The organism is Streptomyces spinoverrucosus (genome assembly GCF_006539505.1).
Lineage (GTDB): Bacteria > Actinomycetota > Actinomycetes > Streptomycetales > Streptomycetaceae > Streptomyces > Streptomyces spinoverrucosus.
The window spans coordinates 25,089-51,928 of record NZ_BJND01000056.1 but is presented as its reverse complement, the minus strand read 5'-3'; the positions used below and the strand labels follow the sequence as shown (position 1 = coordinate 51,928).

The 26,840-nt window shown below is 70.7% G+C and carries 27 protein-coding genes; 17 read left to right on the top strand and 10 right to left on the bottom strand.

Annotated elements, in window-relative coordinates; genetic code table 11:
- Nucleotides 1-19: 19 nt before the first annotated feature.
- Nucleotides 20-1,378 (top strand): MFS transporter, encoded by a 1,359-nt coding sequence (locus tag SSP24_RS31670; protein ID WP_141313411.1) that lies wholly within the window; start codon nt 20-22, stop codon nt 1,376-1,378.
- A 9-nt stretch (nt 1,379-1,387) separates the two neighbouring features.
- On the opposite strand, the gene SSP24_RS31665 is transcribed toward SSP24_RS31670, so the two are convergent.
- A complete protein-coding gene (locus SSP24_RS31665) occupies nt 1,388-1,975 on the bottom strand; it encodes a Uma2 family endonuclease (RefSeq protein ID WP_141313410.1) in 588 nt (195 codons plus the stop codon).
- 112 nt (nt 1,976-2,087) lie between these two features.
- On the opposite strand from SSP24_RS31665, the gene thpR reads away from it, so the two are divergent.
- On the top strand, nt 2,088-2,660 hold the full coding sequence (gene thpR / locus SSP24_RS31660; protein WP_141313409.1) for an RNA 2',3'-cyclic phosphodiesterase: 573 nt from the start codon (nt 2,088-2,090) through the stop codon (nt 2,658-2,660).
- A 132-nt stretch (nt 2,661-2,792) separates the two neighbouring features.
- Here thpR and SSP24_RS31655 read toward each other — a convergent pair whose 3' ends face one another.
- Nucleotides 2,793-3,788: an aldo/keto reductase gene (locus SSP24_RS31655; protein WP_141313408.1), complete on the bottom strand. Its 996-nt coding sequence runs from the start codon at nt 3,786-3,788 to the stop codon at nt 2,793-2,795.
- A gap of 56 nt (nt 3,789-3,844) precedes the next feature.
- Nucleotides 3,845-4,402: a Uma2 family endonuclease gene (locus SSP24_RS31650; protein ID WP_141313407.1), complete on the bottom strand. Its 558-nt coding sequence runs from the start codon at nt 4,400-4,402 to the stop codon at nt 3,845-3,847.
- An 88-nt stretch (nt 4,403-4,490) separates the two neighbouring features.
- Between SSP24_RS31650 and SSP24_RS31645 the strand changes: the two genes are divergently transcribed.
- Nucleotides 4,491-5,234, top strand: coding sequence for an aminoglycoside adenylyltransferase family protein (locus SSP24_RS31645; protein ID WP_141313406.1), 744 nt, complete (start codon nt 4,491-4,493; stop codon nt 5,232-5,234).
- Here SSP24_RS31645 and SSP24_RS31640 read toward each other — a convergent pair.
- A complete protein-coding gene (locus SSP24_RS31640; protein WP_141313405.1) occupies nt 5,222-5,896 on the bottom strand; it encodes an SGNH/GDSL hydrolase family protein in 675 nt (224 codons plus the stop codon). The two genes, SSP24_RS31645 and SSP24_RS31640, sit on opposite strands and share 13 nt — an antisense overlap.
- Nucleotides 5,897-5,984: 88 nt before the next feature.
- Between SSP24_RS31640 and SSP24_RS31635 the strand changes: the two genes are divergently transcribed.
- Nucleotides 5,985-6,959 (top strand): phage major capsid protein, encoded by a 975-nt coding sequence (locus tag SSP24_RS31635; RefSeq protein ID WP_141313404.1) that lies wholly within the window; start codon nt 5,985-5,987, stop codon nt 6,957-6,959.
- Between the two features lie 18 nt (nt 6,960-6,977).
- Here the strand turns inward: SSP24_RS31635 and SSP24_RS31630 are convergent, their stop codons facing one another.
- Nucleotides 6,978-7,751 (bottom strand): TetR/AcrR family transcriptional regulator, encoded by a 774-nt coding sequence (locus SSP24_RS31630; protein WP_141313403.1) that lies wholly within the window; start codon nt 7,749-7,751, stop codon nt 6,978-6,980.
- A 90-nt stretch (nt 7,752-7,841) separates the two neighbouring features.
- On the opposite strand from SSP24_RS31630, the gene SSP24_RS31625 reads away from it, so the two are divergent.
- The gene (locus tag SSP24_RS31625) at nt 7,842-8,816 is read left to right on the top strand and encodes an ATP-binding cassette domain-containing protein (protein ID WP_141313402.1); all 975 of its coding nucleotides are present in this window, start codon (nt 7,842-7,844) and stop codon (nt 8,814-8,816) included.
- A complete protein-coding gene (locus SSP24_RS31620) occupies nt 8,813-9,625 on the top strand; it encodes an ABC transporter permease (RefSeq protein ID WP_141313401.1) in 813 nt (270 codons plus the stop codon). Before SSP24_RS31625 ends, SSP24_RS31620 begins: the two co-directional genes overlap by 4 nt.
- A gap of 145 nt (nt 9,626-9,770) precedes the next feature.
- On the opposite strand, the gene SSP24_RS31615 is transcribed toward SSP24_RS31620, so the two are convergent.
- A complete protein-coding gene (locus SSP24_RS31615; protein ID WP_141313422.1) occupies nt 9,771-10,283 on the bottom strand; it encodes a DUF2269 domain-containing protein in 513 nt (170 codons plus the stop codon).
- Nucleotides 10,284-10,482: 199 nt separating this feature from the next.
- Between SSP24_RS31615 and SSP24_RS31610 the strand changes: the two genes are divergently transcribed.
- Nucleotides 10,483-11,178 carry a hypothetical protein gene (locus SSP24_RS31610; protein ID WP_141313400.1) on the top strand — a complete coding sequence of 232 codons (696 nt, stop codon included), beginning with the start codon at nt 10,483-10,485 and terminating at the stop codon, nt 11,176-11,178.
- A gap of 76 nt (nt 11,179-11,254) precedes the next feature.
- Here the strand turns inward: SSP24_RS31610 and serC are convergent, their stop codons facing one another.
- Complete coding sequence (gene serC / locus SSP24_RS31605) at nt 11,255-12,373, bottom strand: phosphoserine transaminase (RefSeq protein WP_141313399.1); 1,119 nt, start codon at nt 12,371-12,373, stop codon at nt 11,255-11,257.
- 201 nt (nt 12,374-12,574) lie between these two features.
- On the opposite strand from serC, the gene SSP24_RS31600 reads away from it, so the two are divergent.
- Nucleotides 12,575-13,543 (top strand): EamA family transporter, encoded by a 969-nt coding sequence (locus SSP24_RS31600; protein WP_141313398.1) that lies wholly within the window; start codon nt 12,575-12,577, stop codon nt 13,541-13,543.
- 169 nt (nt 13,544-13,712) lie between these two features.
- Entirely contained in the window at nt 13,713-14,669 is a 957-nt protein-coding gene (locus tag SSP24_RS31595) for an LAETG motif-containing sortase-dependent surface protein (protein WP_141313397.1), read from the top strand.
- A 12-nt stretch (nt 14,670-14,681) separates the two neighbouring features.
- Here SSP24_RS31595 and SSP24_RS31590 read toward each other — a convergent pair whose 3' ends face one another.
- The gene (locus SSP24_RS31590) at nt 14,682-14,972 is read right to left on the bottom strand and encodes a DUF397 domain-containing protein (protein ID WP_141313396.1); all 291 of its coding nucleotides are present in this window, start codon (nt 14,970-14,972) and stop codon (nt 14,682-14,684) included.
- Complete coding sequence (locus tag SSP24_RS31585) at nt 14,932-15,777, bottom strand: helix-turn-helix domain-containing protein (RefSeq protein WP_373306671.1); 846 nt, start codon at nt 15,775-15,777, stop codon at nt 14,932-14,934. The genes SSP24_RS31590 and SSP24_RS31585 overlap by 41 nt, the downstream gene beginning before the upstream one ends.
- 120 nt (nt 15,778-15,897) lie before the next feature.
- Here SSP24_RS31585 and SSP24_RS31580 point away from each other — a divergent pair, with 120 nt between their 5' ends.
- The 8 genes from SSP24_RS31580 to SSP24_RS31545 are packed head-to-tail and all read left to right on the top strand — an operon-like array spanning nt 15,898 to nt 25,981.
- Nucleotides 15,898-16,692 (top strand): TIGR03084 family metal-binding protein, encoded by a 795-nt coding sequence (locus SSP24_RS31580; protein ID WP_141313394.1) that lies wholly within the window; start codon nt 15,898-15,900, stop codon nt 16,690-16,692.
- Nucleotides 16,689-18,368 carry an acyclic terpene utilization AtuA family protein gene (locus tag SSP24_RS31575; protein ID WP_141313393.1) on the top strand — a complete coding sequence of 560 codons (1,680 nt, stop codon included), beginning with the start codon at nt 16,689-16,691 and terminating at the stop codon, nt 18,366-18,368. Before SSP24_RS31580 ends, SSP24_RS31575 begins: the two co-directional genes overlap by 4 nt.
- A complete protein-coding gene (locus tag SSP24_RS31570; RefSeq protein WP_373306672.1) occupies nt 18,323-19,963 on the top strand; it encodes an acyl-CoA carboxylase subunit beta in 1,641 nt (546 codons plus the stop codon). The genes SSP24_RS31575 and SSP24_RS31570 overlap by 46 nt, the downstream gene beginning before the upstream one ends.
- Nucleotides 19,964-19,969: 6 nt before the next feature.
- Nucleotides 19,970-21,814, top strand: a complete 1,845-nt coding sequence (locus SSP24_RS31565) for an acetyl/propionyl/methylcrotonyl-CoA carboxylase subunit alpha (protein ID WP_141313391.1) — start codon at nt 19,970-19,972, stop codon at nt 21,812-21,814.
- Nucleotides 21,815-21,869: 55 nt separating this feature from the next.
- Nucleotides 21,870-23,003 carry an acyl-CoA dehydrogenase family protein gene (locus SSP24_RS31560; protein WP_141313390.1) on the top strand — a complete coding sequence of 378 codons (1,134 nt, stop codon included), beginning with the start codon at nt 21,870-21,872 and terminating at the stop codon, nt 23,001-23,003.
- Between the two features lie 31 nt (nt 23,004-23,034).
- Entirely contained in the window at nt 23,035-24,603 is a 1,569-nt protein-coding gene (locus SSP24_RS31555) for a 4-coumarate--CoA ligase family protein (protein ID WP_141313389.1), read from the top strand.
- Nucleotides 24,600-25,334, top strand: coding sequence for an enoyl-CoA hydratase family protein (locus SSP24_RS31550; protein ID WP_141313388.1), 735 nt, complete (start codon nt 24,600-24,602; stop codon nt 25,332-25,334). The genes SSP24_RS31555 and SSP24_RS31550 overlap by 4 nt, the downstream gene beginning before the upstream one ends.
- Nucleotides 25,322-25,981 (top strand): TetR/AcrR family transcriptional regulator, encoded by a 660-nt coding sequence (locus SSP24_RS31545; RefSeq protein WP_229864915.1) that lies wholly within the window; start codon nt 25,322-25,324, stop codon nt 25,979-25,981. Before SSP24_RS31550 ends, SSP24_RS31545 begins: the two co-directional genes overlap by 13 nt.
- A gap of 21 nt (nt 25,982-26,002) precedes the next feature.
- Here SSP24_RS31545 and pdxH read toward each other — a convergent pair whose 3' ends face one another.
- Nucleotides 26,003-26,677, bottom strand: coding sequence for a pyridoxamine 5'-phosphate oxidase (gene pdxH, locus SSP24_RS31540; protein ID WP_141313387.1), 675 nt, complete (start codon nt 26,675-26,677; stop codon nt 26,003-26,005).
- Nucleotides 26,678-26,840: the final 163 nt, after the last annotated feature.

The window sequence follows — 26,840 nt, the reverse complement described above, 5'->3', positions numbered from 1 at the left end:
CCCGAGGAGGCGAACCCCTTTGAGTACGGGATCCGGAGCAGACTCCGCCCCCGCACCGACCACCCACGACACCCCTGATGACCCCATCGAGCGCAAGTCCTCGATGTTCAGCTCGCTGAAGGTCCGCAACTACCGCCTGTTCTTCCTCGGCCAGGTCGTCTCCAACACCGGCACCTGGATGCAGCGCATCGCGCAGGACTGGCTGGTCCTCAGCCTCACCGGCTCCGCCACGGCTGTCGGCGTCACGACGGCGCTGCAGTTCTTGCCGATGCTGCTCTTCGGCCTCTACGGCGGAGTCCTGGTCGACCGCCTCCCCAAGCGCCCCACGCTGCTGGTCACCCAGACGTCGATGGCGCTCACGGGCCTGGCCCTCGCCGCCCTGACCCTGACCGGGCACGTCGAGGTCTGGCACGTGTACGTCGCCGCCTTCGCGGTCGGCCTCGCCACGGTCGTCGACAACCCCGCCCGCCAGTCCTTCGTGAGCGAGATGGTCGGCCCCGACCAGCTCCAGAACGCCGTCAGCCTCAACTCCGCGAACTTCCAGTCCGCCCGCATGATCGGCCCCGCCGTCGCCGGTCTCCTGATCACCGGCGTGGGCACGGGCTGGGCGTTCCTCTCCAACGGCCTGTCCTACGTCGCCCCGATCGCGGGCCTGCTGCTGATGCGCGCGCGTGAGCTGCACCCCGTGGAACGCGCCCCGCGCGGCAAGGGGCAGCTGCGTGAGGGGCTGTCGTACGTCGCCGGGCGCCCGGAGCTGATCTGGCCGATCGTGCTGGTGGGCTTCATCGGGACGTTCGCGTTCAACTTCCCGGTCTACCTCTCGGCCTTCGCGGACGAGGTCTTCCACGTCGGCGCGGGCACGTACAGCCTGTTCAACACGCTGATGGCGGTCGGCTCGGTGACGGGCGCGCTGCTCGCCGCCCGCCGGGGCACGGCGCGGATGCGGCTGCTGGCCGCGGCGGCGCTGGTGTTCGGCGCGGTGGAGATCGTGGCGGCGGTGACCCCGTCGCTCTGGCTCTTCGCCCTGCTGATGATCCCGCTCGGCGTCTTCGGCATGACGGTCAACGTCACCGCCAACACCGGCATCCAGATGGCCACCGACCCGGCGATGCGGGGCCGCGTCATGGCCCTGTACATGATGGTCTTCCTGGGCGGCTCCCCGGTCGGCGCCCCGATCGTCGGCTGGATCACGGACACCTACGGCGCCCGCGTCGGCCTCGCGACCGGCGGCGCGGTGGCGGCCCTGGCCGCCCTCACCATCGGCCTGATCCTGGCCCGCGTGGGGGGCCTGCGGCTGGCAGTGGGCTGGAACGCCGGTCATCCGCGGGTGCGGTTCGTTCCCCGGGAGGAGCGGGAGGAACTGGCCAGGGCGGCGTGAGTCGGTGGGTCAGTCGCGGGGGAACTCGTCGGTCTTGAGTACCAGGCCGACCGGGGTACCGGTCAGGTCGATGTCCTCGCCGAAGGAGAAGCTGACGTCACTGTGATACTTGCCGTCCTTCGGCAGGGTGTGCAGATGCCACTCGCCGGTGTACGGGTCCACGATCAGGTACACCGGCACTTCGGCCGCGGCGTAGGCGTCTTTCTTCGGGCCGTAGTCGTTGGCCGCCGTGTCCTTGGAGATGACCTCGGCGACGAATTCGACGTCCTGATAGCGCCAGCGGCCCTTGCTGTCCTTCACTGACCGTTCGGCCATGGCCGCCAGGTCGCAGGCGAAGCCGTTCAGATGCCCGGGGAAGTCGATCCGCACGTCCGATGCCATGCGCTTCTGCGAGTACTTGGCGTCCAACTGCTTCGCGATGCCGAAGATGATCTCCCAGTGGTTCTGCCGCTGCGGTGACATGAAGATGTTCCCCCCGACGATCTCGACCTTCGTTCCCTCGGGGATGGGCATCTTCTCGAGCCACTCGAACAGGACGTCCAGAGTCAGCTCGCCGCATTCCTCGGCCATCTCGATCCTGTCGTCAAGGACGGTCATCGTGGCGCTCCTCCCCGGCTGCCGCTCGGTCACGCACAGCCGCGCAGTACAACGATACGCACGGTGACGAGGACACGCCCGGACCCGGCGACGCGAGAGGCACACTGGCCCCATGAGACTCTTCGCCGCCGTACTGCCCCCCGAGGACGTCACCGACGAACTGGCCGCCGAGTTGGCCGCGTTGAAGAAGCTGCCCGGTGCGGACGGGCTGCGTTGGACGGGGCGGCCCGGGTGGCACTTCACGCTGGCGTTCTACGGGGAGGTCGACGACGACGTCGTACCCGAGCTGGCGATTCGGCTCGAGCGGGCCGCGCATCGGACGCGGGCGTTCGCGCTGGCCCTGCGGGGCGGGGGGCAGTTCGGGCAGGGGCGGGCGTTGTGGGCCGGGGCGGAGGGGGACCTCGCGACGATGCGGCTGCTGGCCGAGCGCGCCGAGGCGGCGGCGCGGAAGGCGGGCGTGGAGATGGGGGAGCACCGGCGCTACAAGGCCCACCTGACGCTGGCCCGCAGCCGGGACGCCAGGAACGTACGGGCGTACCTCGACGCGCTGGCCGGGTTCACGAGCCGCACCTGGACCGTGGACGAGCTGGCGCTGGTGCGCAGCAACCTGCCGAAGTCCGGGGTGCCGGGCGCGCAGCCCCGTTATGAGGCGGTCGCCCGCTGGCCGCTTGGCGGGGCCGGTTAGTCTCGGTACGTGGACCCGAAAACCCGGAACCGGATCATGGCCGGTGCGCTTGTGCTGATGTTCGTGGTGGTGGCGGTGGCGGCGGCATTCGGAAATTAGCCGCCGCCCGCCGCCCCCAGCCGCTTCGGCGTGCTACCAGGCGAAGGCCTCCGGCGACGGCCCCGGCCCCGGGAAGATCTCGTCCAGCCCGGCCAGCAGCTCCTCCGACAGCTCCAGCTCGACCGCCCGCAGCGCGGAGTCCAGCTGCTCGGCGGTGCGCGGGCCGACGATCGGGCCGGTCACGCCGGGCCGGGTGAGCAGCCAGGCGAGGGCGGCCTCGCCGGGTTCCACTCCGTGCTTGTCGAGCAGGTCCTCGTAGGCCTGGATCTGCGCACGGGCAGCCGGTTCGGCGAGGGTGCCGGCGGCCCGGCCGGAGGCCCGGCGCCCGCCCTCGGTCTCCTTCTTCAGGACCCCGCCGAGCAGCCCGCCGTGCAGCGGCGACCAGGGGATGACTCCGAGGCCGTAGTCCTGCGCGGCCGGGATGACCTCCATCTCGGCGCGGCGCTCGAAGAGGTTGTAGAGGCACTGCTCGCTGACGAGGCCGATGGTGCCGCCCCGGCGGGCGGCGATCTCGTTGGCCTGGGCGATCTTGTAGCCGGGGAAATTGCTGGAACCGACGTACAGGATCTTCCCCTGCTGCACCAGCACGTCGATCGCCTGCCAGATCTCCTCGAACGGGGTGGCCCGGTCGATGTGGTGGAACTGGTAGACGTCGATGTAGTCGGTCTGCAGCCGCTTGAGGCTGGCGTCGACGGCGCGGCGGATGTTGAGGGCGGAGAGCTTGTTGTGGTTGGGCCAGGGCTCGACGTCGTCCAGGCCCATGTACCCGTACAGCTTGGTGGCGAGGACGACCTTGTCCCGCCGGTCACCGCCCTTGGCGAACCAGTTGCCGATGATGCGTTCGGTACGGCCCTTGTTCTCGCCCCAGCCGTACACGTTGGCGGTGTCGAAGAAGTTGATGCCCGCGTCCAGCGCCGCGTCCATGATCGCGTGACTGTCGGCCTCCTCGGTCTGCGGGCCGAAGTTCATCGTGCCGAGGACGAGGCGGCTGACCTTGAGTCCGGTGCGTCCGAGCTGCGTGTACTTCATGGTCCATAAGCCAACGTCTTGAAGTGGACTCAAGGCAAGCGGCTGCGGTGGCCGGATCAGTCGCGGGGGAACTTGGCCGTGTCGAGGGTGAGATCGAGAAGGGTGTGGGTCAGGTCGATCCGCTCGCCGAAGTCGAACCTGGACTCGGTGCGGTACTCGCCGTCCTTGGGGTCCGTGAAGACGTGGCAGCGGGCCTGGTAGGGGTCGGCGATGAGGTAGACGGGTACCCCGGCCTCGGCGTACGCGGCCTTCTTGGGGCCGTAGTCGTTCATCCCGGTCCCGCGGGAGATGACCTCGGCGACGAACTCGACGTCCTCATGACGCCAGCCGCGCTTCGGGTCGCGTTCGGCGTCGTCACGCAGCTTCATCACGTCGGGGCAGAAGCCGTTCTCGAAGCCGGGGAAGTCGATGCGGACGTCGGTCGTCACCTTGATGTCCATGCCGAACTGATCCTCCAACGCACGGATGATGCGGCGGATGATCTCCCAGTGCGTGTCCCGCTGCCGCACCATGTGGACGGCCCCCTCGACGACCTCGGCCTTGATGCCTTCGAGGACCATCCGCTCCAGCAGTTCGAACCACTCGTCGAGGCGCTGGGCGTTCTCGACGGTCATGGTGGCGCTCCTCCCCGGCCGCCCCATGAGAGGGTCGGCCGTGCAGTACAACGCGACGCACGGGATCCCGTCACGGGGAGAAGTGACCATGGCGACCGCCCTTACGGCCCCCCTCGTACGCCTCCTCCACCACACCCTCGGCGACAACATCCTCGGCATCTACCTCCACGGCTCCGCCGTCCTAGCCGGACTCCGCCCGCACAGTGACCTCGACCTGCTCGTCGTCGTGGACCGTCCCACGACCCACGCCCAACGCCGGGCCCTCGTCGAGGAGTTGCTCAAGGTCTCCGGCGGCCCCTCCCGCCGCCCCGTCGAGCTGATCGTCGTACGGCACGACGAAGTCAACCCCTGGCGGTACCCGCCGAACTGCGAGTTCCTGTACGGCGAATGGCTGCGGGAGGAGTACGAGCGGGGCCTCGTCCCCGCCCCGGCCCCGATGCCCGACCTCGCGCCGCTCCTCACCATGGTTCTGCAGGGCGACGCGCCCCTCTACGGCCCCCCGCCCGCCACCCTCCTCGCCCCCGTCCCGCGCGCCGACCTGCGGCGGGCGATCGTCGCGGGGGTGCCGGAGCTGATGGCCGATCTCGGCTCGGACACCCGCAACGTCCTGCTGACCCTCGCCCGGATCTGGGTCACGCTCGCCACCGGCACGATCCGTTCGAAGGACGCCGCCGCCGACTGGGCCCTCGAACGGCTGCCGCCCGAGCACCGCCCGGCGCTGGCGTGGGCGCGGGCGGCGTATCTGGGGCGGACGGTGCGGACTCCCTCAGCGGGTGCCGCGCGGGCCTGCGCCGACGCCCTCGTGCGCGCCCTCGCCGATCAGCCCTCGTAGTCCGCGCCCAGCCCCCACCCCTGGTACAGCGCCTCCGCGAACGCCTCCGCGATCCGGTGCTCGCCGCTCGCGTTCGGGTGGGTGCCGTCGTAGGTGTCCGTGTGGATGTCGTACGACGCCGGTGGCGACGCCAGCAGCAGCGGCGAGCGCGGTTCGTCCAGGTCGGCGACCGTCTTCGCGAGGAGCTCGTTGAAGGCGGCGACCTGCTCGGCGAAGGGTGCGTCGGACATGCAGCGCACGTTCGGTATCACGGGGAGTACGGCCATGCGGATGCGCGCGTTCCCCTCGCGCGCGCCGGCGATGAAGGCGCGGACGTTCTCCGCCGTCTGCTCGGCGTTCGTGTAGAAGCCCAGGTCGATCAGGCCCAGGGAGACCAGCAGCACGTCCGCGCGGCAGTCGCGCACCGCCCCGCCGATCAGCGGGGCCATGTGCAGCCAGCCCTCACCCCAGCCGGCCAGGTGGGCGCGCGGGAAGTCCGGTTCGGCGTAGGCGTACGACACCGGCGCCTGCGCCGTCTTGTCGTACAGCGACTCGCGCGGGCCGACGATCGCGAAGGGCCCGCCGTACGTCTCGCACAGGTGCCGCCACATCCGGTAACGCCAGGTGTGTTCGCCCGCGCTGCCGATGGTCATGGAGTCGCCTACGGGCATGAACCTGAGCATCCGCTCATCATGAACGATCAGGGCAGAGCGCGGGGTGTGAGGCCCACCACCCCGGTGAAACGCCGGGCGGGGTGGCAGTCTTGGGGGCATGCGCCGATCTCTCGCATTCCTCGCCGCGGCCCTCCTCACGGGCGCGCTCGCCGTGCCGACCGCCTCCGCCGCCGACGGGGACAAGGCGTTCACGATCAGGGACCCGCGCATCACCGAGTCCAGCGGCCTCGCCGCCTCCCGCCAGCACCCCGGCGTCTACTGGACCCACAACGACAGCGACGACGGTGCCTACCTCTACGCCGTGGACAGCGCGACCGGCGAGACCGTCGCCACCCTCACCCTCACCGGCGTCGGCCGCCCCCGCGACGTCGAGGCCATCTCCATCGGGCCCGGCAACCAGATCTACGTCGGCGACATCGGCGACAACCTCGGCGGCACCTGGGACCACGTCTGGATCTATCAGCTGCCCGAGCCCAAGGAGCTGAGGGACCAGACCGTCCGGGCCACGCAGTACGTCGTGAAGTACTCCGACGGGGCGCGCGACGCCGAGTCGCTCGTCGTGCATCCGAAGACCGGGCGCGTCTACATCATCGACAAGAACGAGGCGGGCGGGCACCTGTACGAGGGACCGGCGGAGTTGTCCGCCTCCGGCACGAACGTCTTCAAGCCCATCGCCCCCGTCGCCGACCTGGAGGCCACCGACGCCGCGTTCTCCCCGGACGGTGAACAGCTCGTCGTCCGCAGCTACTTCGGCTCGCTCGCCTACGACTGGAACGGCGGCCGGATCAAGCGCACCGGGCGGCTCGGCGTGCCGTCCCTGGGACAGGGGGAGTCGGTGACGTACACCGCCGACGGCACGAAGGTCATGTTCGGCAACGAGGGCGCCGAGAGTTCGGTGGAGCCGCTGGACGCGCCCGGTGCGTCCGGCGGCTCCTCCAAGTCGCCGTCCGCCGACGGCAGTTCGGCCTCCCAGGAGGAGGGCAGCGGCTTCTCCGTCGGGACCGGCGCCGTCGCCGTGGTCGTCGCCTGCGCCCTCCTCCTCGGCCTGCGGCGGCTGCGGCGCCGGGACTAGCCGTGGATCAGCCGTGAATCAGCCGACCGATTCCCGCCGCTGGGCCACCAGGACCTCCAGGCCGTCGAGGATGCGTTGCAGGCCGAACTCGAAGTGGTCGAAGTCCGGGCCCCAGGTGTTCTCGTCCAGGGATGCCATGATCGGGTAGCGGCCGGTGGCCATGACCTTCTCCAGGACCGGGACCTGCGCTTCCCAGAACTCCGCGTCCGTCAGCCCCGTCCTGCGCTCCGCCTCCTCCTGGTGGACCTGGGTGCGCGCGGCGCCGATGACGTACGAGTCGACCAGGATGATCGCCGAGACCAGTTCGCGGTCGGACAGGCCCATCGGGCGGATGCGGGAGAGGACCTTCTCCAAGCCGTCGATGGCGCTGGGGCCGAGGATTGGGCGTGACTGGTTGACCTGGAGCAGCCAGGGGTGGCGGCGGTAGAGGGCGAGGGTCGCGCGGCCCATGGCCTCCAGCGCCGAGCGCCAGGTGCCGTCGCCGAGGTCGGCGGGGTTCTCCGACGGGCGCTGCACACGGTCCAGCATCAGGTCGAGCAGCTCGGCCTTGCCGGGGACGTAGCGGTACAGAGACATCGCGCCGGTGCCGAGTTCGGCGGCGACGCGTCGCATCGACACCGCCTCCAGGCCCTCCGCGTCCGCGACCCGGACGGCGGCTTCCACGATGCGGTCGAGCGTCAGGCCCGGCTTGGGGCCGCGACTGGGCCGTCGGCCGGTGTCCCACAGCAGTTCGAGGGTCCGCTGGATATCGCCGCTGCCGCTGGTCTCGGTGCCGCCCTTGCCGCTCGTCATGCGGCTCAGTCTAGGTGCCCGAGGAAAAACTGGGTACGTCGTACGCGCAATCGGGTACGGTGTACCCAGTTAAGGAGAGAAGGGGGACCCATGAGCGACGGATACGCCGTACGGGCCGAGGGCCTGCAGAAGCGCTACGGCGAGAAACGCGCCCTGGACGGCTTCGACCTCGCCGTGCGCGAAGGCACCGTACACGGCCTGCTCGGGCCGAACGGCGCGGGCAAGACCACTGCCGTGCGCATCCTGTCCACGCTGGTGCGGCTGGACGGCGGACAGGCGACGGTGGCCGGACTGGACGTGGCCCGGCAGTCGCGCGAGGTGCGCGCCCGGATCGGGCTCACCGGGCAGTACGCCGCGGTGGACGAGGTGCTCACCGGGCGGCAGAACCTGGAGATGTTCGGCCGGTTGTTCCATCTGGGCGGGAAGCGGGCGAAGCTGCGCGCCGCCGAGCTGCTGGCGCAGTTCGACCTGACCGACGCCGCCGACAAGGGCGTCGGCGGCTACAGCGGCGGCATGCGGCGCCGCCTCGACCTCGCCGCGTCGATGATTCTCGCGCCCGCCGTCCTCTTCCTCGACGAGCCGACGACGGGACTGGACCCTCGTAGCCGCGGCGAAGTCTGGGAGTCCGTGCGGGAGTTGGTGGCGAGCGGTACGACCGTGCTGCTGACCACCCAGTATCTGGAGGAGGCCGACAAGCTCGCCTCCCACATCACCGTCATCGACCAGGGGCGGGCCATCGCCGACGACACCCCGGACGGGCTGAAGAACCGGGTCGGCGGCGACCGGATCGAGGTCGTGGTCGCCGAGCGGGCGGACATCGCGCGGGCCGTGAAGGTGGTCGCCCGGGTCTCCGACGGTGAACCGGAGACCGACGAGAGCGAGTTGCGGGTGCACGCGGCCGTGGCCGACCGGGTGACCGCGCTGACGGACGTCGCCCGCACCCTCCAGGACGAGGGCGTACGGGTCGAGGACATCGGACTGCGCAGGCCCAGCCTCGACGACGTGTTCCTGCGCCTGACCGGACACCGCACGGAGACATCTCAGACGAAGGAGGCCGCCGCATGAGCACCCTGGCTCCCGTGGCCCGCAGCCGCACGTACTGGCTGCTCGCCGACTGCTGGAACATCGTCCGCCGCGGCCTGACCCACTACCAGCGCCAGCCCGTCAACATCGCCTGGCAGCTGGGCTTCCCGATCCTCTCCGTCCTCCTCTACGGCTATGTCTTCGGCAGCGCCATGAAGGTGCCCGGCGGCGGGGACTACAAGGACTTCCTGATGCCGGGCATGTTCGTGATGACGATGGCGTTCGGCTTCATCAACACCGCGACCGTGGTGGTGTACGACTCCACCAAGGGCGTCATCGACCGGTTCCGCTCGATGCCCATGGCGTCGTCGGCCGTGGTCGCGGGGCGCGGGGTGACCGATCTGATCGTCGCCTGCGCTGAGCTGGGCATCATGATGCTGACCGCGCTGGCCATGGGCTGGCGGCCGGACGGTGGCTGGGGCTTCCTCGCCGCGTTCGGGCTGCTGCTGTGGCTGCGGTTCGCGCTGATCTGGATCGGCGTGTGGCTCGGCCTGATCGTGCCCAACCCCGAGGCGGCGGGCGGGCTGTTCGCGGTCGCCTTCCCGCTGACCATGATCTCCAGCATCTTCGTCGCCCCGCAGCTGATGCCGGACTGGCTGGGGTGGGTGGCCGCGTGGAACCCCATCTCGTCCACGGCGGCGGCCACGCGCGAGCTGTTCGGGACGCCGGTGGGCGGGAGTGACTCCTGGGTGGAGCAGCACGCGCTGTTGATGGCGGGGGTGTGGCCGGTGGTGCTGACGGTGATCTTCCTGCCGCTGGCCGTGCGCAGGTTCCAGAGGTTGAGCCGCTGAAGCCGTATGCGCTAGGGCCTGTCCGGCGGATCAGGTCGCAGGAAATCGGCGGCGCCCTATAAGCGCAGATGGGCGTGCCAGGCCCCGCGTCTGCGGCATGATCCGCCGGACAGGCCCTAGGGCGCCCGGTGCTCGCCGGGCGCCCTCACGCGCGTGCCCCGGCCTCCTGTGCGCGCAGCCTTCGGCCGCGCCGGGTCGGCCCCCAGGGTTTGAGGACCGAGATCACCGTCATGAAGACGTAGGCGGACAGCGAGACGACCGGTCCGAACAGGACGTCGCCGGTGTCGGGCAGCGGTCCGCCCGCGGTGACGGCGGCGACCGCGGAGTTCACCCCGGGGCGCAGCGCGAAGGCCGTGGCGGTCGTCGTGGCCAGGGTCAGCCAGAACTTGGTGCAGACCCATCGGTGCCTGGCCAGCCCCCACGGGGTGCCCAGGGACAGCAGCAGCCCGCTGAGGAGCGTGAGGAACGCGACGGGGAGCAGGAGCCAGTCGGCGAACAGCTTCATGGCCCGGACGGAGGCCTCCACGGTCACCGCGGACCCTGTGGTGGTCGCGGTGATCCCGAGCGCGAGCAGCCCGAGCGTGAGCCCGAGCCAGCCGGCGGAGGCGGCTACATGGACGATGAGGGTGGCCCGGCGTGCGGGCCGGCTCAGTTTCAGGCGGCTGGGTTTCACCTGCACAACGGTGCCGGGCGGGGGCGGCGAGGGCGTCTGACGGCGGGAGTAACCGCGCGTACCGGCGTCGGCGTACGAGGCCTCGCCACGAGGTCTTCGGGCGTCGTACCGACCGGGCCGGGACGGGTCCCGGACCGCCCGCACTAATGTGCGGTGCATGCCATGGTTCCGCAGGAAAAGCCCCGTGACCGGCACCGATTCCGACCTCATGGCGCGGCTGCCTCCGATCAAGGAGCCCAGCAAGACGGAGCAGTTCGCGCAGGACGCACGCCGGGACCGCCCGGCGGACGAGCACTGGACATCCACTCGGGTCTTCCCTTACGTCGACCTGCTGCGGGACAGGGACGACTCGCCGCTCTACCTCGGAGTGAGCGGCAGGCCCGCCATCCTGCTGCGCCTGTCCGGCCGGATGCGCGCGGACCTCGACGGCCTCGGCGAGCTGATCCGGGACAAGGGCGCCGACCTGTTTCTCCAGGGTCACCGCCTCGGACGGTACGGAATGGTGCGGGCGGTGCTGCAACTGCCGGAGTACGACCTGATCTTCGAGACGCCGCTGACGCTGGCGCACGGCGACGTGCAGGAGTTCATCGCGGCCGCGTATCAGGACGAGGCGGTCGAGCTGCACCTGGCCCACGCGCACGATGCGCGTTCGCTGGGGTTCGCCTGCCGGGCTGCCGGGATCCAGCCGGTGGTGGACGCCGTACTGGACGCTGTGCGCGGGCTCCGCCATCCGACCACACCGGCCGAACAGGCCGCACCCGTCGCCGCTCTGGAGGCAAGGTTCCCCCAGATCAGCGACGGGCTCAGCGACGGGACCCGGATACGGCTGAGCGTCACGGGGCGGGCGGACGGCGTCATGACGATGGTGACCCGCAACTGACGCGCACCGGCTGGCCTGTTCCACGAGAAAGGGCGCCCGGTGTCCGCCGGGCGCCCCAACTCACGTACAGGGATCGTCAGAGCTTCTCGATCACATAGTCGACGCACTTCGTCAGTGCCTCGATGTCCGCCGGGTCGATCGCCGGGAACATCGCGACGCGCAGCTGGTTGCGGCCCAGCTTGCGGTACGGCTCGGTGTCGACGATGCCGTTGGCGCGCAGCACCTTGGCGACGGCCGCCGCGTCCACCTCGTCGGTGAAGTCGATCGTGCCGATGACCTGCGAGCGCTTGGCCGGGTCGGCGACGAACGGGTTGGCGTACTTGATGTCCTCGGCCCAGCCGTACAGCGTGCGCGCGGAGGTCGCCGTACGGCGGACCGCCCAGTCGAGACCGCCCTGGCCGTTGATCCACTCCAGCTGCTCGTTGAGCAGGAAGAGGGTGGCGAGGGCCGGGGTGTTGTACGTCTGGTTCTTGCGGGAGTTGTCGATCGCCGTCGGCAGGCTGAAGAACTCCGGGACGTGGCGGCCGGACGCGTGGATGCGCTCGGCGCGCTCGATCGCGGCGGGGGAGAAGACGCCGATCCACAGGCCGCCGTCGGAGGCGAAGGACTTCTGCGGGGCGAAGTAGTAGACGTCCGTCTCGGCGATGTCGACCGGGAGGCCGCCCGCGCCGGAGGTGGCGTCCACGAGGACGAGGGCGCCCTCGTCGGCACCGGCCACCCGCTTGATGGGCATGGCGACGCCGGTCGAGGTCTCGTTGTGGGTGAACGCGTAGACGTCCACGCCCGCCGCGGCCTCCGGCTCGGGGTGCGTGCCGGGGTCGGCGGAGATGATGTCGGGCTCGGCCAGCCAGGGGGCCAGCTTGGCGGCCTTGGCGAACTTGGAGCTGAACTCGCCGAAGCTGAGGTGCTGCGACTTGTTCTCGATCAGGCCGTGCGTCGCGATGTCCCAGAACGCGGTCGAGCCGCCGTTGCCGAGGATCACCTCGTAGCCGTCGGGGAGCTGGAACAGCTCGCTGATGCCCTCGCGCACCTTGCCGACCAGGTTCTTGACCGGGGCCTGCCGGTGGGAGGTGCCCATGAGGGACGTGCCGGTCGCGGCGAGGGCGTCCAGCGCCTCCGTCCGCACCTTGGAGGGACCCGCGCCGAAACGACCGTCCGCGGGCTTGATGTCAGAGGGAATCTGGATCTCAGCCACGAAGGGAGACTAGCCGCTGGGGGAAACCTGGTCGAAACGTCGTCCGTCGGGTGAGACGGCGTTTCGCGCGGGCGGTGGGGGAGGGCAGGGTGGTCAGTGGCAAAAGCGGTTCACACGCCTGACCGAGTCCACTACTCTGGACTGGCGAGTGCAGCGAGCTGAACATTCCCCGGATCGGTCCCGAGCCCCCTGGAAGGCCCCGTGAGTACCCCGAGCGCCACCCCGTCGTCCCCGGTGACGTCCTCGTCCGCGCCGTCCGCGGCGGCCACGCCGAGCCAGGGACAGCCCAGGGGTGGCCGACTCGGTGGCTCCATCGGCCCGGTCGGCCTGGTGCTGGCGGGCGGGGTGTCGGTTCAGTTCGGCGGCGCCCTCGCGGTCAGTCTGATGCCGCGGGCGGGCGCGCTGGGCATCGTGACGCTGCGGCTGCTGGTCGCCGCGGTGGTCCTGCTGGTGGTCTGCCGTCCCCGGCTGCGCGGCCACTCCCGCACCGACTGGGGCACGGTCATCGCCTTCGGTATCACGATGGCCGCGATGAACGGCCTCTTCTACCAGGCCCTCGCCCGGATCCCCCTCGGCCCCGCGGTCACGCTTGAGGTCCTCGGCCCGCTGGCCCTGTCCGTCCTGGCCTCCCGCCGCGCGATCAACCTCGTCTGGGCGGGACTCGCGCTGGCCGGCGTCTTCCTCCTCGGCGGCGGAGGCTTCGACAGCCTCGACCTGGTCGGCGTGGCCTTCGCGCTGGGGGCGGGCGCGATGTGGGCGGCGTACATCGTCTTCAGCGCGCGTACGGGCCGCCGGTTCCCGCAGGCCGACGGGCTGGCGCTGGCCATGGCGGTGGCGGCGGTGCTGTTCCTGCCGCTGGGCATCGTGGAGTCGGGCGCGAAGCTGCTGGACCCGGTGACGCTGGCCCTCGGCGCGGCCGTCGCCGTCCTCTCCTCGGTCCTCCCCTACACCCTCGAACTCCTCGCCCTGCGCCGCCTGCCCGCCGCCACGTTCGCCGTCCTCATGAGCCTCGAACCCGCCATCGCCGCCGCGGCAGGCTTCCTGATCCTCAACCAGGCCCTCACCGCGACGGAGGCCGCGGCGATCGCCCTGGTCATCGCGGCGAGCATGGGGGCGGTGCGGACGCAGACCCGGCGCGCGCGGAGGGCGGGAGCCGAGCGAATGACATGACTCACAGGAGAAACCCAGTTTCCGTGGGCAACTGTCCGAATCGGGACGTTTATCTCTGAGCGGCCATCGTGCGGCGCGCTGGAGCAGGGGGAATTCGGCTGTTCCCTCCGACAACAGAGTCTTATGATCACCGCCGTTTACGCTTCCGCCTTTCGACCAAAGGGCTCGTATGAATCTGCGCCGCACCGTCTCCACTGCCGTCGCCGTCGCCGTGACCGCGCCGTTCGCGCTGCTGTCCGCCACTCCGGCCCTCGCCGCCGACAAGTCGTCGGCCACCGCGGTGCAGTCGGAGACGGCAGGGGCGACGTCCACGCCGTCGATCGCAGAGCTGGAGCAGGCGGCGAAGGAGGCGCAGGAGGCGTACGAAGCGGCTGTGGCCGCCAGGGAAGCCCAGTACAAGTACCTTGAGGAGATGCTCGACGGGGGCACTCCGCTCGACGCGGCCGCCAAGGCCGCGGACGAGGAGGCGGACGCCGCCGAGGCGGCCAAGGCGACCGCCGACAAGGAGCTGTCCGACGCTCAGGCCGCGCTCGCCGCACTGGGTGAGTCCGCGACCGCGGAGGAGAAGGCGGCGGCGGAGCAGCGGGTGACCGAGGCGAAGGCCGCGGCCGCGGCAGCCGCGGAGACGGCGACCGCCGCCCGGGCCAAGGCGACCGAGGCCGGCAGGAAGCGGGACGACGAGCGGGTTGCGGAGGCCCGGAAGTACGGCGAGCTGCAGAGGGCGGAGGAGCAGGCGCTCGCCGACAAGCAGGCCGCCGACAAGGCCCTCGCCGACGCCAAGAAGGCCCTTGAAGAGGGCGACAAGGGCGACGACACCGAGGGCGAGACCGGCGCGGGCGGGAACAAGGGCGACGACACCGAGGGCGGCAACGAGTCCGAGGGCGCCAAGGGCAAGGACGGCGAGAACGACGGTGCCGAGGCCGCCAAGTCCGACGGTGCCGTGAAGCAGCAGGGCGGCGCGGCCGACACACCGACGGGCGCTACGACCCCGTCCGGCAGCATGGCCGAGACCGGCTCGTCCTCCGCGCTGCCGCAGCTCGCCCTCGCGGGCGGCGCCGCCGTGGCGCTCGGCGCGGGAGCGGTGTTCATCGTCCGCCGCCGCAGGACGGGTGACGCCGAGGTCTGAGCGGCGGGTGGTTCATCCGTCGAGCGCTGTGAAGTCGCCCCGGGAGGCCGCCGACACGAACGTGGTGAAGGCCTCCGGGGTGACGGTGAGGGTCCCGTGGGCGGGGTTCTTGGAGTCGCGGATGGCAATGTGGGCGGTGAGGTCGGCGACTTCGACGCACTCGCCGCCGCTGCTGCCGCTGTAGGAGGACTTGCGCCAGGTGGCGGTGCCGAAGGGGGCGCATTCGACGCAGTCGCCGCCGCTGCTGCTGCTGTACGACGACCTACGCCACCGCGCTCGCGTCACGTTCAGGCTGCTCCCCATAGCGTTCCTCCATCACGCGGGTGATCAGGTCGGCCGAGTCTCTCGGTGAGAGGGCGGCGGCCTGCAAGCGAGCGTAGCCGACGGAACGCTCCCTGATCACTTGCGGATTGGCGGTCATGTGGCCCTGGTCGTAGCTCTCGTTGTAGTGCAGGTCCGGTTCGCTGTCGAACCGGAGAAGAGTGAACGAGCCCATCATCCCCGTGTGCTCACCCGCCGAGAACGGCAGCACCTGGATCTCCATCCACGGTTGGCCGAACAGGTCCAACAAGTGTGCTAGTTGGCCTCGCATCACCTCCCGGCCGCCGATCGCTCGATGCAGTACCGCCTCGTCCAGTACGACCCACAGCACTGGCGGCTGCTCGCGCTCCAGAATGCGCTGTCGGTCCAACCGCGCCGCGACCATCTCGTCGAGCCGTTTCGAGTGCTCGACGCTCAGAACGGCTCGCGCGTACGCCTCCGTCTGCAAGAGCCCGTAGACCAACTGGCACTGGTACGTGGAGATATACGCAGCCTTCGCCTCCATCTCCGCATACGGCTGAAACCACCCCGGCAACTGACTCCGCAGCACCAGCCCCACCAGCCGGGAGAACAACCCGTCCGTCCCCAGCGCAGCATCCACCCGCTCCGAGAAGTCCCGTTGAGGGACCCTCGCCGCTGTCTCGATCTGCCCGATCAGTGACCCGGTGCAGAAGACGATCGCGCCGAGCTGCGCCAACGTCAGTCCCGCCGCCTCCCGGCAGCGCCGCAGCTCGTAGCCGTAGTAGTCCAACGGCGATGCACTCGGGTCCAGTTCACGACTTCGCACGCCAACCACCTCCCGTGACCGAGAGTAGCCGCACGGACGCGCACAGGTGCCGGGGTTGTGGAAAACAAAATCATGCAAGCGTGCTTGATTTGTTCCGGGGGCGCTGTCACGCTCCTCCCCATGGCCGACCCGACCCCCGTCTTCGACGACCTGCGTGCCGAAAGCGACGAACTCGACCGGCTCGTCGCAGATTTGGAACCGGACCAGTGGGCGCTCCCCACCCCCGCGCCCCGATGGACCATCGCCCACCAGATCGCTCACCTCGCCTGGACCGACCGGTCTGCCCTCCTCGCCGTCACGGACGCCGACGCGTTCCGGACGCTGGCCGAGAAGGCCCTCGCCGCGCCGGACTCCTTCGTCGACGAGGGCGCCGAGGAGGGCGCCCGGCTCGCGCCGAGTGAGCTGCTGGCGACGTGGCGGGAAGGACGTACCGCCCTCGACACGGCGCTGCGCACGGCCCCGCGCGGCGCGCGTTTCCCCTGGTACGGCCCGCCTATGTCCGCCGCCGCCATGGCCACCGGCCGGATCATGGAGACCTGGGCCCACGGCCAGGACATCGCCGACGCCCTGGGTGTGGTCCGCCCACCCACCGACCGGCTGAAGCATGTGGTCCGCATCGGGGTCCGCGCCCGCGACTTCGCCTTCGGCGTGCACGGCCTGCCGGCGCCGGGCGAGGAGTTTCGCGTGGAACTGACCAGCCCCTCGGGTGAGTTGTGGACGTACGGCCCCGAAGGCGCCGCCCAGCGCGTCACCGGCCTCGCCGTCGACTTCGCCCTCCTGGTCACCCAGCGCGCCCACCGCGACGACCTCGCCGTACGCGCCGAGGGTCCCGACGCCGACCGCTGGCTGGACATCGCGCAGGCCTTCGCGGGCCCGCCCGGCAGTGGCCGCCCGCCGCAGGGGGACGCCCGGTGACGCTGCGCATAGGCAACGCCTCCGGCTTCTACGGCGACCGCTTCGACGCCCTGCGCGAGATGCTCACCGGCGGCGAACTCGACGTCCTCACCGGCGACTACCTCGCTGAGCTGACCATGCTCATCCTGGCCCGGGACCGCCTGAAGGACCCCACGGCCGGTTACGCCCGCACCTTCCTGCGCCAGCTGGAGGAGTGCCTCGGCCTCGCCCACGACCGGGGCGTCCGCGTCGTCACCAACGCGGGCGGCCTCAACCCGGCCGGACTCGCCGACGCCGTACGGCAGTTGGCCGACCGACTCGGCATCCCCGTCCGCGTCGCGCACGTCGAGGGCGACGACCTCACCGCCGCCCACCCCGGCAGCCTCGCCGCCCACGCCTACCTCGGCGGTTTCGGCATCGCCGCCTGTCTGAGGGAGGGCGCCGACATCGTCGTCACCGGGCGGGTGACGGACGCGGCCCTGGTCACCGGGCCCGCCGCCGCGCACTTCGGCTGGCAGCCGGGGGAGTACGACCGCCTCGCGGGCGCCGTCGTCGCCGGTCACGTCCTGGAGTGCGGCACCCAGGCCACCGGCGGCAACTACTCCTTCTTCCACGAGCGCCAGGCCGACCTCCGCCGCCCCGGCTTCCCCCTCGCCGAACTGCACCCCGACGGCACCTCCGTCATCACCAAACACCCCGGCACCGGCGGTTTCGTCGACATCGGCACGGTCACCGCCCAGCTCCTCTACGAGACCGGCGGCCCCCGCTACCCGGGCCCCGACGTCACCGCCCGCCTCGACACCGTCCGCCTCACCCAGGAGGCCCCCGACCGCGTCCGTATCGAGGGCGTACGAGGAGAGGCCCCGCCCCCGACCCTCAAGGTCGGCCTGAACCGCCTCGGCGGCTTCCGCAACGAGGTCACCTTCGTCCTCACCGGCCTCGACATCGAGGCAAAGGCCGCGCTGGTACGGCAGCAAATGGCGGACGCGCTCGACAAGTCACCGCCCGCCGAGATCCGTTGGGATCTCGTCCGCACCGACCGCCCCGACGCCGACACCGAGGAGACGGCCAGCGCCCTGCTCCGCCTCGTCGTGCGCGACCCCGACCAGGAGACCGTCGGCCGCACCCTCAGCGCGGCCGCCGTCGAACTGGCACTCGCCAGCTACCCCGGCTTCCATGTGCTGGCGCCACCCGGAAAGGGCACCCCGTATGGGGTCTTCGAGGATGTGTACGTCCCCCATGGCGTCGTCCCACATATGGCGGTCCTCCACGACGGACGCCGTATCCCTGTGGTTCCGCCCCACGACACCGTCGTACTCGACGTCGTACCGGAGCCTCCCCTGCCCGAGCCGCTGCCGGACGGACCCAGAAGGCGCGCCCCCCTCGGCCTCGTCGCCGGTGCCCGCAGCGGCGACAAGGGCGGGAACGCCAATGTCGGGGTGTGGGCCCGTACGGACGAAGCCTGGCGGTGGCTCGCACACGAGCTGACGGCCGACAGATTCCAGCAACTCCTGCCCGAGTGCCGCGAATTGAATGTCACCCGCCACGTCCTGCCCAACCTTCGCGCCCTCAACTTCGTCGTCGAAGGCATCCTCGGCCAGGGCGTCGCCGCGCAGGCCCGCTTCGACCCGCAGGCCAAGGCCCTCGGCGAATGGCTGCGCTCCCGCCACCTGGACATCCCGGAGGCCCTGCTGTGACGGTCATCAGCTCCACTCTGGACACCAACGGCCCCGACTACACGGCCAACCGCGAGGCCATGCTCGCCAAGCTCGCCGAACTGGACGCCGAGCACGCCAAGGCCCTCGCGGGCGGCGGCGAGAAGTACGTGGCCAGGCACAGGAAGCGCGGCAAGCTCCTCGCCCGCGAGCGCATCGAACTGCTCCTCGACCCCGACACGCCCTTCCTGGAACTGTCCCCGCTGGCCGCCTGGGGCAGCGACTACACCGTCGGCGCCTCCCTCGTCACCGGCATCGGGGTCGTCGAGGGCGTCGAGTGCCTGATCACCGCCAACGACCCGACCGTCCGGGGCGGCGCGAGCAACCCGTGGAGCCTGAAGAAGGCCCTGCGCGCGAACGACATCGCCCTCGCCAACCGCCTGCCCTGCATCAGCCTGGTCGAGTCGGGCGGCGCGGATCTGCCCTCGCAGAAGGAGATCTTCATCCCGGGCGGAGCCATCTTCCGGGACATCACCCGTCTCTCGGCCGCCGGGATCCCGACCGTCGCCGTCGTCTTCGGGAACTCCACGGCCGGTGGCGCGTACATCCCCGGCATGTCCGATCACGTGATCATGATCAAGGAGCGCGCGAAGGTGTTCCTCGGCGGCCCGCCCCTGGTGAAGATGGCCACCGGCGAGGAGAGCGACGACGAGTCCCTGGGCGGCGCCGACATGCACGCGCGCGTGTCGGGCCTCGCGGACTACTTCGCCGTCGACGAGCGGGACGCGCTGCGGCAGGCGCGGCGAGTGGTGGCCCGGCTCAACCACCGCAAGGCGTATCCGGAACCCGGTCCCGCGGAGCCGCCGAAGTATGACGCCGACGAGCTGCTGGGCATCGTTCCCGGCGATCTGAAAGTGCCCTTCGACCCGCGCGAGGTCATCGCCCGGATCGTCGACGCCTCCGACTTCGACGAGTTCAAGCCGCTGTACGGAACCAGTCTGGCGACCGGCTGGGCGACCCTGCACGGCTACCCGGTGGGCATCCTGGCCAACGCCCAAGGGGTGCTGTTCAGCGCGGAGTCGCAGAAGGCGGCCCAGTTCATCCAGCTCGCCAACCAGCGCGACATCCCACTGCTGTTCCTGCACAACACCACCGGCTACATGGTGGGCAGCCAGTACGAGCAGGGCGGCATCATCAAGCACGGCGCGATGATGATCAACGCGGTCTCCAATTCGCGCGTCCCGCACCTCTCCGTCCTCATGGGCGCCTCCTACGGCGCCGGCCACTACGGCATGTGCGGCCGCGCCTACGACCCCCGCTTCCTCTTCGCCTGGCCCAGCGCCAAGTCCGCCGTCATGGGCCCGCAGCAGCTCGCGGGCGTGCTGTCCATCGTCGCCCGCCAGTCCGCCGCCGCGAAGGGACAGCCGTACGACGAGGAGGCGGACGCCGCCCTGCGCGCGATGGTCGAGCAGCAGATCGAGTCCGAGTCGCTGCCGATGTTCCTGTCCGGGCGCCTCTACGACGACGGCGTCATCGACCCGCGCGACACCCGAACCGTCCTCGGCCTGTGCCTGTCCGCCCTCCACACCGCCCCCTACGAGGGCGTGCGCGGCGGCTTCGGCGTCTTCCGGATGTGAGGCCCAGTGATTACTTCCGTTCTTGTCGCCAACCGGGGCGAGATCGCCTGCCGGATCTTCCGCACCTGCCGTGAGTTGGGAATCCGAACGGTCGCCGTGCACTCGGACGCCGACGCGAACGCCCTCCACGCGCGCGTGGCCGACGCCGCGGTACGGCTGCCGGGGGCGGCGCCCGCCGAGACGTATCTGCGCGGCGACCTGATCGTCAAGGCCGCGCTCGCGTCCGGCGCCGACGCGGTGCACCCCGGCTACGGCTTCCTCTCCGAGAACGCCGACTTCGCGCGCGCGGTGATCGACGCGGGGCTGCTGTGGATCGGCCCGCCGCCGGAGGCCATCGAGGCGATGGCGTCCAAGACGCGCGCGAAGCAGCTGCTGGGGCTCACGCCCCTCCAGGACGTCACCGAGGCCGACCTCCCGGTGCTGGTGAAGGCGGCCGCGGGCGGCGGCGGACGCGGAATGCGGATCGTACGGCGTCTGCAGGACCTGGACGCCGAGCTTGCGGCCGCCCGCGCGGAGGCGCTCGCCGCCTTCGGCGACGACGAGGTGTTCGTCGAGCCGTACATCGAGGCCGGCCGGCACGTCGAGGTACAGGTCCTCGCCGACACCCACGGCACGGTGTGGGCGCTCGGCACCCGCGACTGCTCCCTCCAGCGCCGCCATCAGAAGGTCATCGAGGAGGCCCCCGCACCGGGTTTGAAACTTGAACTCACCGAATCCCTCCACGAGACGGCCGTACGAGCCGCCCGCGCCGTCGGCTACACCGGCGCAGGCACGGTCGAGTTCCTCGTCGCCGACGACAAGGCGCACTTCCTGGAGATGAACACCCGCCTCCAGGTGGAACACCCCGTCACGGAAGCCATCTTCGACATCGACCTGGTGGCCCTCCAACTCCGTGTCGCCGAGGGTCACACCCTGGAAGCCGACCCGCCCCGCGCGCGGGGCCACGCCATAGAGGCCCGCCTCTACGCCGAGGACCCGTCCCAGGACTGGGCCCCGCAAACCGGCACCCTGCACCGCCTCACCGCCCCCGAAGGCATCCGCCTGGACACGGGCTACACCGACGGCGACGAGATCGGCGTCCACTACGACCCCATGCTCGCCAAGCTCATCGCCCACGCCCCCACGCGCGCGGAGGCCATCCGCAAACTGGCCGGAGCCCTTCAGCGCACGACACTCCACGGCCCGACCACCAACCGTGACCTCCTGGTCCGCTCCCTGCGCCACAAGGAGTTCACGACGGCCCGCATGGACACGGGCTTCTACGACCGGCACCTGGGCGAGCTGACCGAGCCCGCCCCCGACCCGTACGTCCCACTCGCCGCCGCCCTCTCCGACGCCCACACCCGCAGCCGCTTCGGCGCCTGGCGCAACGTTCCCTCCCAGCCCCAGAGCAAGCGCTACGCGATGGCGGGCGAGGAATACGAGGCCCAGTACTGGCAGACGCGGGAGGGCCTCAGGGCGGAGGGGGTCCGGGTTGTGCACGCGGACGCGGGTCTGGTCGTACTCGAAATAGAGGGTGTCCAACGGAAGTTCGAGATCGCTTGCTATGGCGACCAGCTCTACGTAGGCAACACAGCACTCACAGCCCTGCCCCGCTTCCCCACCCCGACGACCGAGCACGCCCCGGGCTCCCTCCTGGCCCCCATGCCGGGAACGGTGGTCCGAGTGGCCGAGGGCTTGGCCGTAGGAGCGCCGGTGAGGGCCGGAGAGCCCCTCGTATGGCTGGAGGCAATGAAGATGCAACACCAGATCTCAGCCCCGACCACAGGCACGCTCACAGCCCTGCACGCCGCACTGGGCCAACAGGTGCAGGTCGGCACCTTGCTGGCGGTCGTGACTGCAACCCCCTAGGGGCGCGGGGAACTGCGCGACCAGCCACCCACAAACCCGCACCCGGAGGACAACCATGACCCCCACGATCGAACCCGAAGAACACAAGGCCCTACGATCCGCAGTAGCCACCCTGGGCAAGCGCCACGGCCGCAACTACAACCGAGAAGACCTCTGGACCGAGGCCGGAAAACTCGGCTACCTAGGCGTCAACCTCCCCGAGGAGTACGGCGGCGGAGGCGGCGGCATCACAGAACTCTCCATAGTCCTCGAAGAACTAGGCGCCGCAGGCTGCCCCCTCCTCATGCTCGTCGTCTCCCCAGCCATCTGCGGCACGGTCATCGCCCGCTTCGGCACCGACGCCCAGAAGCGCGAGTGGCTCCCGCCCCTCGCCGAAGGCACCCGCACCATGGCCTTCGGCATCACCGAACCCGACGCCGGATCCAACAGCCACCGCATCACCACAACGGCCCGCAAAGACGGCCCCGACTGGCTCCTGACCGGCCGCAAAGTCTTCATCTCCGGCGTAGACATAGCGGACGCGACCCTCATCGTCGGCCGCACCGAAGACGCCCGCACCGGCCGCCTCAAGCCCTGCCTGTTCATCGTCCCGCGCGACGCACCCGGCTTCACCCGCCGCCCCATCGACATGGAACTCAACGCCGCGGAGAAGCAGTTCGAGCTGGTCCTGGACGACGTACGCCTGCCCGCCGACGCACTCGTCGGCGACGAGGACGCAGGCCTGCTGCAACTCTTCGCCGGCCTCAACCCCGAACGCATCATGACGGCCGCGTTCGCGATAGGCATGGGCCGCTACGCGCTCGCGCAAGCGATTGCGTACGCCCGAGACCGCACCGTATGGAACACCCCCATCGGCGCCCACCAGGCCATCGCCCACCCTCTCGCCCAGGCGCACATCGACCTGGAACTCGCCCGCCTGATGATGCAGAAGGCGGCGCACCTGTACGACGCGGGGGACGACGTCGGCGCGGGCGAGGCCGCCAACATGGCCAAGTACGCGGCGGGCGAGGCCTGTGTGAAGGCCGTCGACCAGGCCGTGCACACCCTCGGCGGCAACGGCCTCACGCGCGAGTTCGGCCTCGCCTCACTGATTACGGCCGCGCGCGTGGCTCGTATCGCACCGGTGAGCCGGGAGATGATTCTCAACTACGTCTCCCACCAGACCTTGGGCCTGCCCAAGTCGTACTGAACCAGTACGGCGTTGTGCGAGGAGGAACCGCATGTTCCGCAGCGAGTACGCAGACGTCCCACCCGTAGAACTCCCCATCCACGAGGCGGTGCTGGGCCGGGCCGCCGAGTTCGGTGACGCGCCCGCGCTCATCGACGGCACCGACGGCACCACCCTCACCTACGAGCAGGTGGACCGCTTCCACCGGCGGATCGCCGCCGCGCTCGCCGAGGCGGGCGTGCGCAAGGGCGACGTACTCGCCCTGCACAGCCCCAACACGATCTCCTTCCCCATCGCCTTCTACGCCGCCACGCGCGCGGGTGCCGCCGTCACCACCGTGCACCCGCTCGCCACGGCCGAGGAGTTCGCCAAGCAGGTGCGCGACTCGGCCGCCCGCTGGATCGTCACCATCTCACCGCTGCTGGACATCGCCCGCAGGGCCGCCGAACTCGCGGGCGGCGTCAGGGAGATCTTCGTCTGCGACAGCGCGCCCGGACACCGCTCGCTCATCGACATGCTGGCGTCCGCCGCCCCCGAACCGCGGATCGCCATCGACCCCGTCTCGGACGTGGCGGCCCTCCCGTACTCCTCGGGCACCACCGGCACCCCCAAGGGCGTGATGCTCACCCACCGCCAGATCGCCACCAACCTCGCCCAGCTCGAACCGGCGATCACCGCGGGCCCCGGCGACCGCATCCTCGCCGTACTGCCCTTCTTCCACATCTACGGCCTCACCGCCCTCATGAACGCCCCCCTGAGAGTGGGCGCCACGGTCGTCGTCCTGCCCCGCTTCGACCTGGAGCAGTTCCTCGCCGCCATCCAGAATCACCGCATCACCGGCCTGTACGTCGCCCCGCCGATCGTCCTCGCCCTCGCCAAACACCCGGCGGTCACGCGCTACGACCTGTCGTCCCTGAAGTACGTCATCAGCGCCGCCGCCCCGCTGGACGCCAACCTCGCCGCCGCCTGCTCCCGCCGCCTGAACCTGCCGCCGCTCGGCCAGGCGTACGGAATGACGGAACTGTCCCCCGGCACGCACGTCGTCCCCCTGGACGCCATGGCGGACGCCCCGCCCGGGACCGTCGGCCGGCTCATCGCCGGCACCGAGATGCGGATCGTGTCCCTCGACGACCCCGGCAAGGACCTCGGCACCGGCGAGGCGGGCGAGATCCTCATCCGCGGCCCCCAGGTCATGAAGGGCTACCTGGGCCGCCCCGACGACACCGCCGCGATGATCGACGCCGAGGGCTGGCTGCACACCGGGGACGTCGGTTGCGTCGACGGCGACGGCTGGCTGTTCGTCGTGGACCGCGTCAAGGAACTGATCAAGTACAAGGGCTTCCAGGTGGCCCCCGCCGAACTGGAGGCCCTGCTCCTCACCCACCCCGGCATCGCCGACGCCGCCGTCATCGGCGTCTACAACGAGGACGGAAACGAAATCCCGCGCGCGTACGTCGTCCGCCAGCCGACCGCGCCCGACCTCACCGAGAACGAGATCATGATGTACGTCGCCGAACGCGTCGCCCCCTACAAACGCGTCCGCCAGGTCACCTTCATCGAAGGCGTGCCCCGCGCCGCCTCCGGCAAGATACTGCGCCGCCGCCTCCGGGAGGGCGCGTGACCCTGATCGGCCGCACCCGCGCGCGGGGAGTCGAAACGCTCACCCTCGACTCCCCGGCCAACCGCAACGCCCTGTCGGCCGCACTGGTCGGCGAACTCGCCGACGCGCTCGCTGAAAGTGCCAAGGACAGCGACGTCCGCGCGATCGTCCTCACCCACACCGGCACCACGTTCAGCGCCGGCGCCGACCTGCGCGACCCACCGGACCCCGACGCCCTGGTGGCCCTCCTCCGCCAGATCGTGGAGCTGCCCAAGCCGGTCGTCGCCCGCGTCACCGGACACGTACGCGCGGGCGGCCTCGGCCTGCTGGCGGCCTGCGACATCGCGGCCGCGTCCAGCACGGCCACCTTCGCCTTCACGGAGGTCCGCATCGGAGTCGCCCCCGCGGTCATCTCCCTCCCGCTGCTGCCCCGCACCGACCCGCGCGCCCTCGCCCGCCACTACCTCACCGGCGAACGCTTCGACGCCGCCGAGGCGGCCCGGATCGGCCTCATCACCGCGACCGGCGACGACGCCGACGCCGTACTCGAACCCATCCTCGACGGCCTGCGGCGCTCCTCCCCGCAGGCCCTGGCCGAGACGAAACGGCTGCTCACGGCTAAGGTGCTGCAGACATTCGACCGGGACGCGGCGGAGCTGACCGCCCTCTCGGCCCGGATGTTCGCCTCTGGCGACGCCCGCGAGGGCATGACGGCCTTCCTCGAACGACGGGATCCTCCATGGGTGCTGTGAACCCGGTCAACACGGTCAACACGACGGTGACTGCCGTTACAGCCGTGCCCGCCGTGGACCGCGTCGACCGCGTGCCCAAACAGGACCGCAGCCGGGCCACCCGGCAACGCCTCCTCGAAGCCGCCGTTGCCTGCCTCGCCGAACACGGCTGGGCAGGCTCCACGGTCACCGTCGTCGCCGAACGCGCCGGCGTCTCCAGAGGCGCCGCCCAACACCACTTCCCGACCCGCGAAGACCTGTTCACGGCGGCGGTGGAGTACGTAGCGGAGGAACGCTCGACCGCCCTGCGAGCCCTGTTCCCGCAGGGCGCGACGGCCGACCGCAGAGCAGTGATCTCCGCCCTGGTCGACCTCTACACGGGCCCCCTGTTCCGGGCAGCCCTCCACCTCTGGGTAGCCGCCTCCAACGAGGACCAGCTCCGCCCCCGCGTCACCGAACTCGAAGCCCGCGTCGGCCGCGAAACCCACCGCATAGCCGTCGACCTCCTAGCCGCCGACGAGTCCAAACCAGGCGCACGGGAAACGGTCCAGGGCCTCCTGGACATGGCCCGAGGCCTAGGCCTCGCCAACCTCCTCACCGACGACGGCCAGCGCCGCGAACGCGTGGTGACACAGTGGGCGAAACTGCTGGAGGAGGCGCTGGGCTGAGCTCGGCAGCCTCAGTGAGCCTCACGGACTGAGCCGCTCCACCCGCCAGCTCCCGTCCTGCTCCGCCACATACCGCAACCGGTCGTGCAGCCGGTTCTCCCGCCCCTGCCAGAACTCAACCGCCTGCGGAGCCACCCGGAAACCGCCCCAGTTCGGCGGCACCGGGACCTGCTCGCCCTCCGGATAGCGGGCCGCCAGCTCCGCGTACGCGGCGTCCAGATCGGCGCGGGTGGCGATCACCGTGGACTGGGCGCTCGCCCAGGCGCCGAGCTGGGAGCCGTGCGGGCGGGTACGGAAGTACGCCGCCGTCTCGTCCCGGCCGGTGCGCCGCGCGATGCCCGTGACGATCACCTGACGGGCCATCGTGTACCACGGAAAGAGCAACGAGACGTACGGATTCTCGGCGAGATCGCGGGCCTTGCGCGAGTCGTAGTTGGTGTAGAAGACGAAGCCCGCGTCGTCGAAGTGCTTCAGCAGCACCGTACGAGAACTGGGCCGCCCCTCCGCGTCCGCCGTCGACACGACCATGGCGTTCGGCTCGAACAGCCGGCCCTCCGTCGCGGCCTGCTTGAACCAGCGCGCGAACTGCTCCACCGGCGTCGCGGCCAGCTCGGTCTCGGAGAGCCCCTCCGCCCGGTAGTGCTTGCGCATCGCGGCGGGATCGGGCGGTGCGGGGACGGCATCTTCGTCGGTCACGCGGTCATCTTGCCGTATACGCGGCGCACGCCAGGCAAGGTGGTGTTCATCACGGACTGGCACTGAGTGCCGTCACCTCTCCCCAAGGGTGGCACTCGGGGATATCGTGCAGATGCCGTTCCGGTTGGGTGACCGCGCGCGCCACGGGGCATCACCCCAAAGA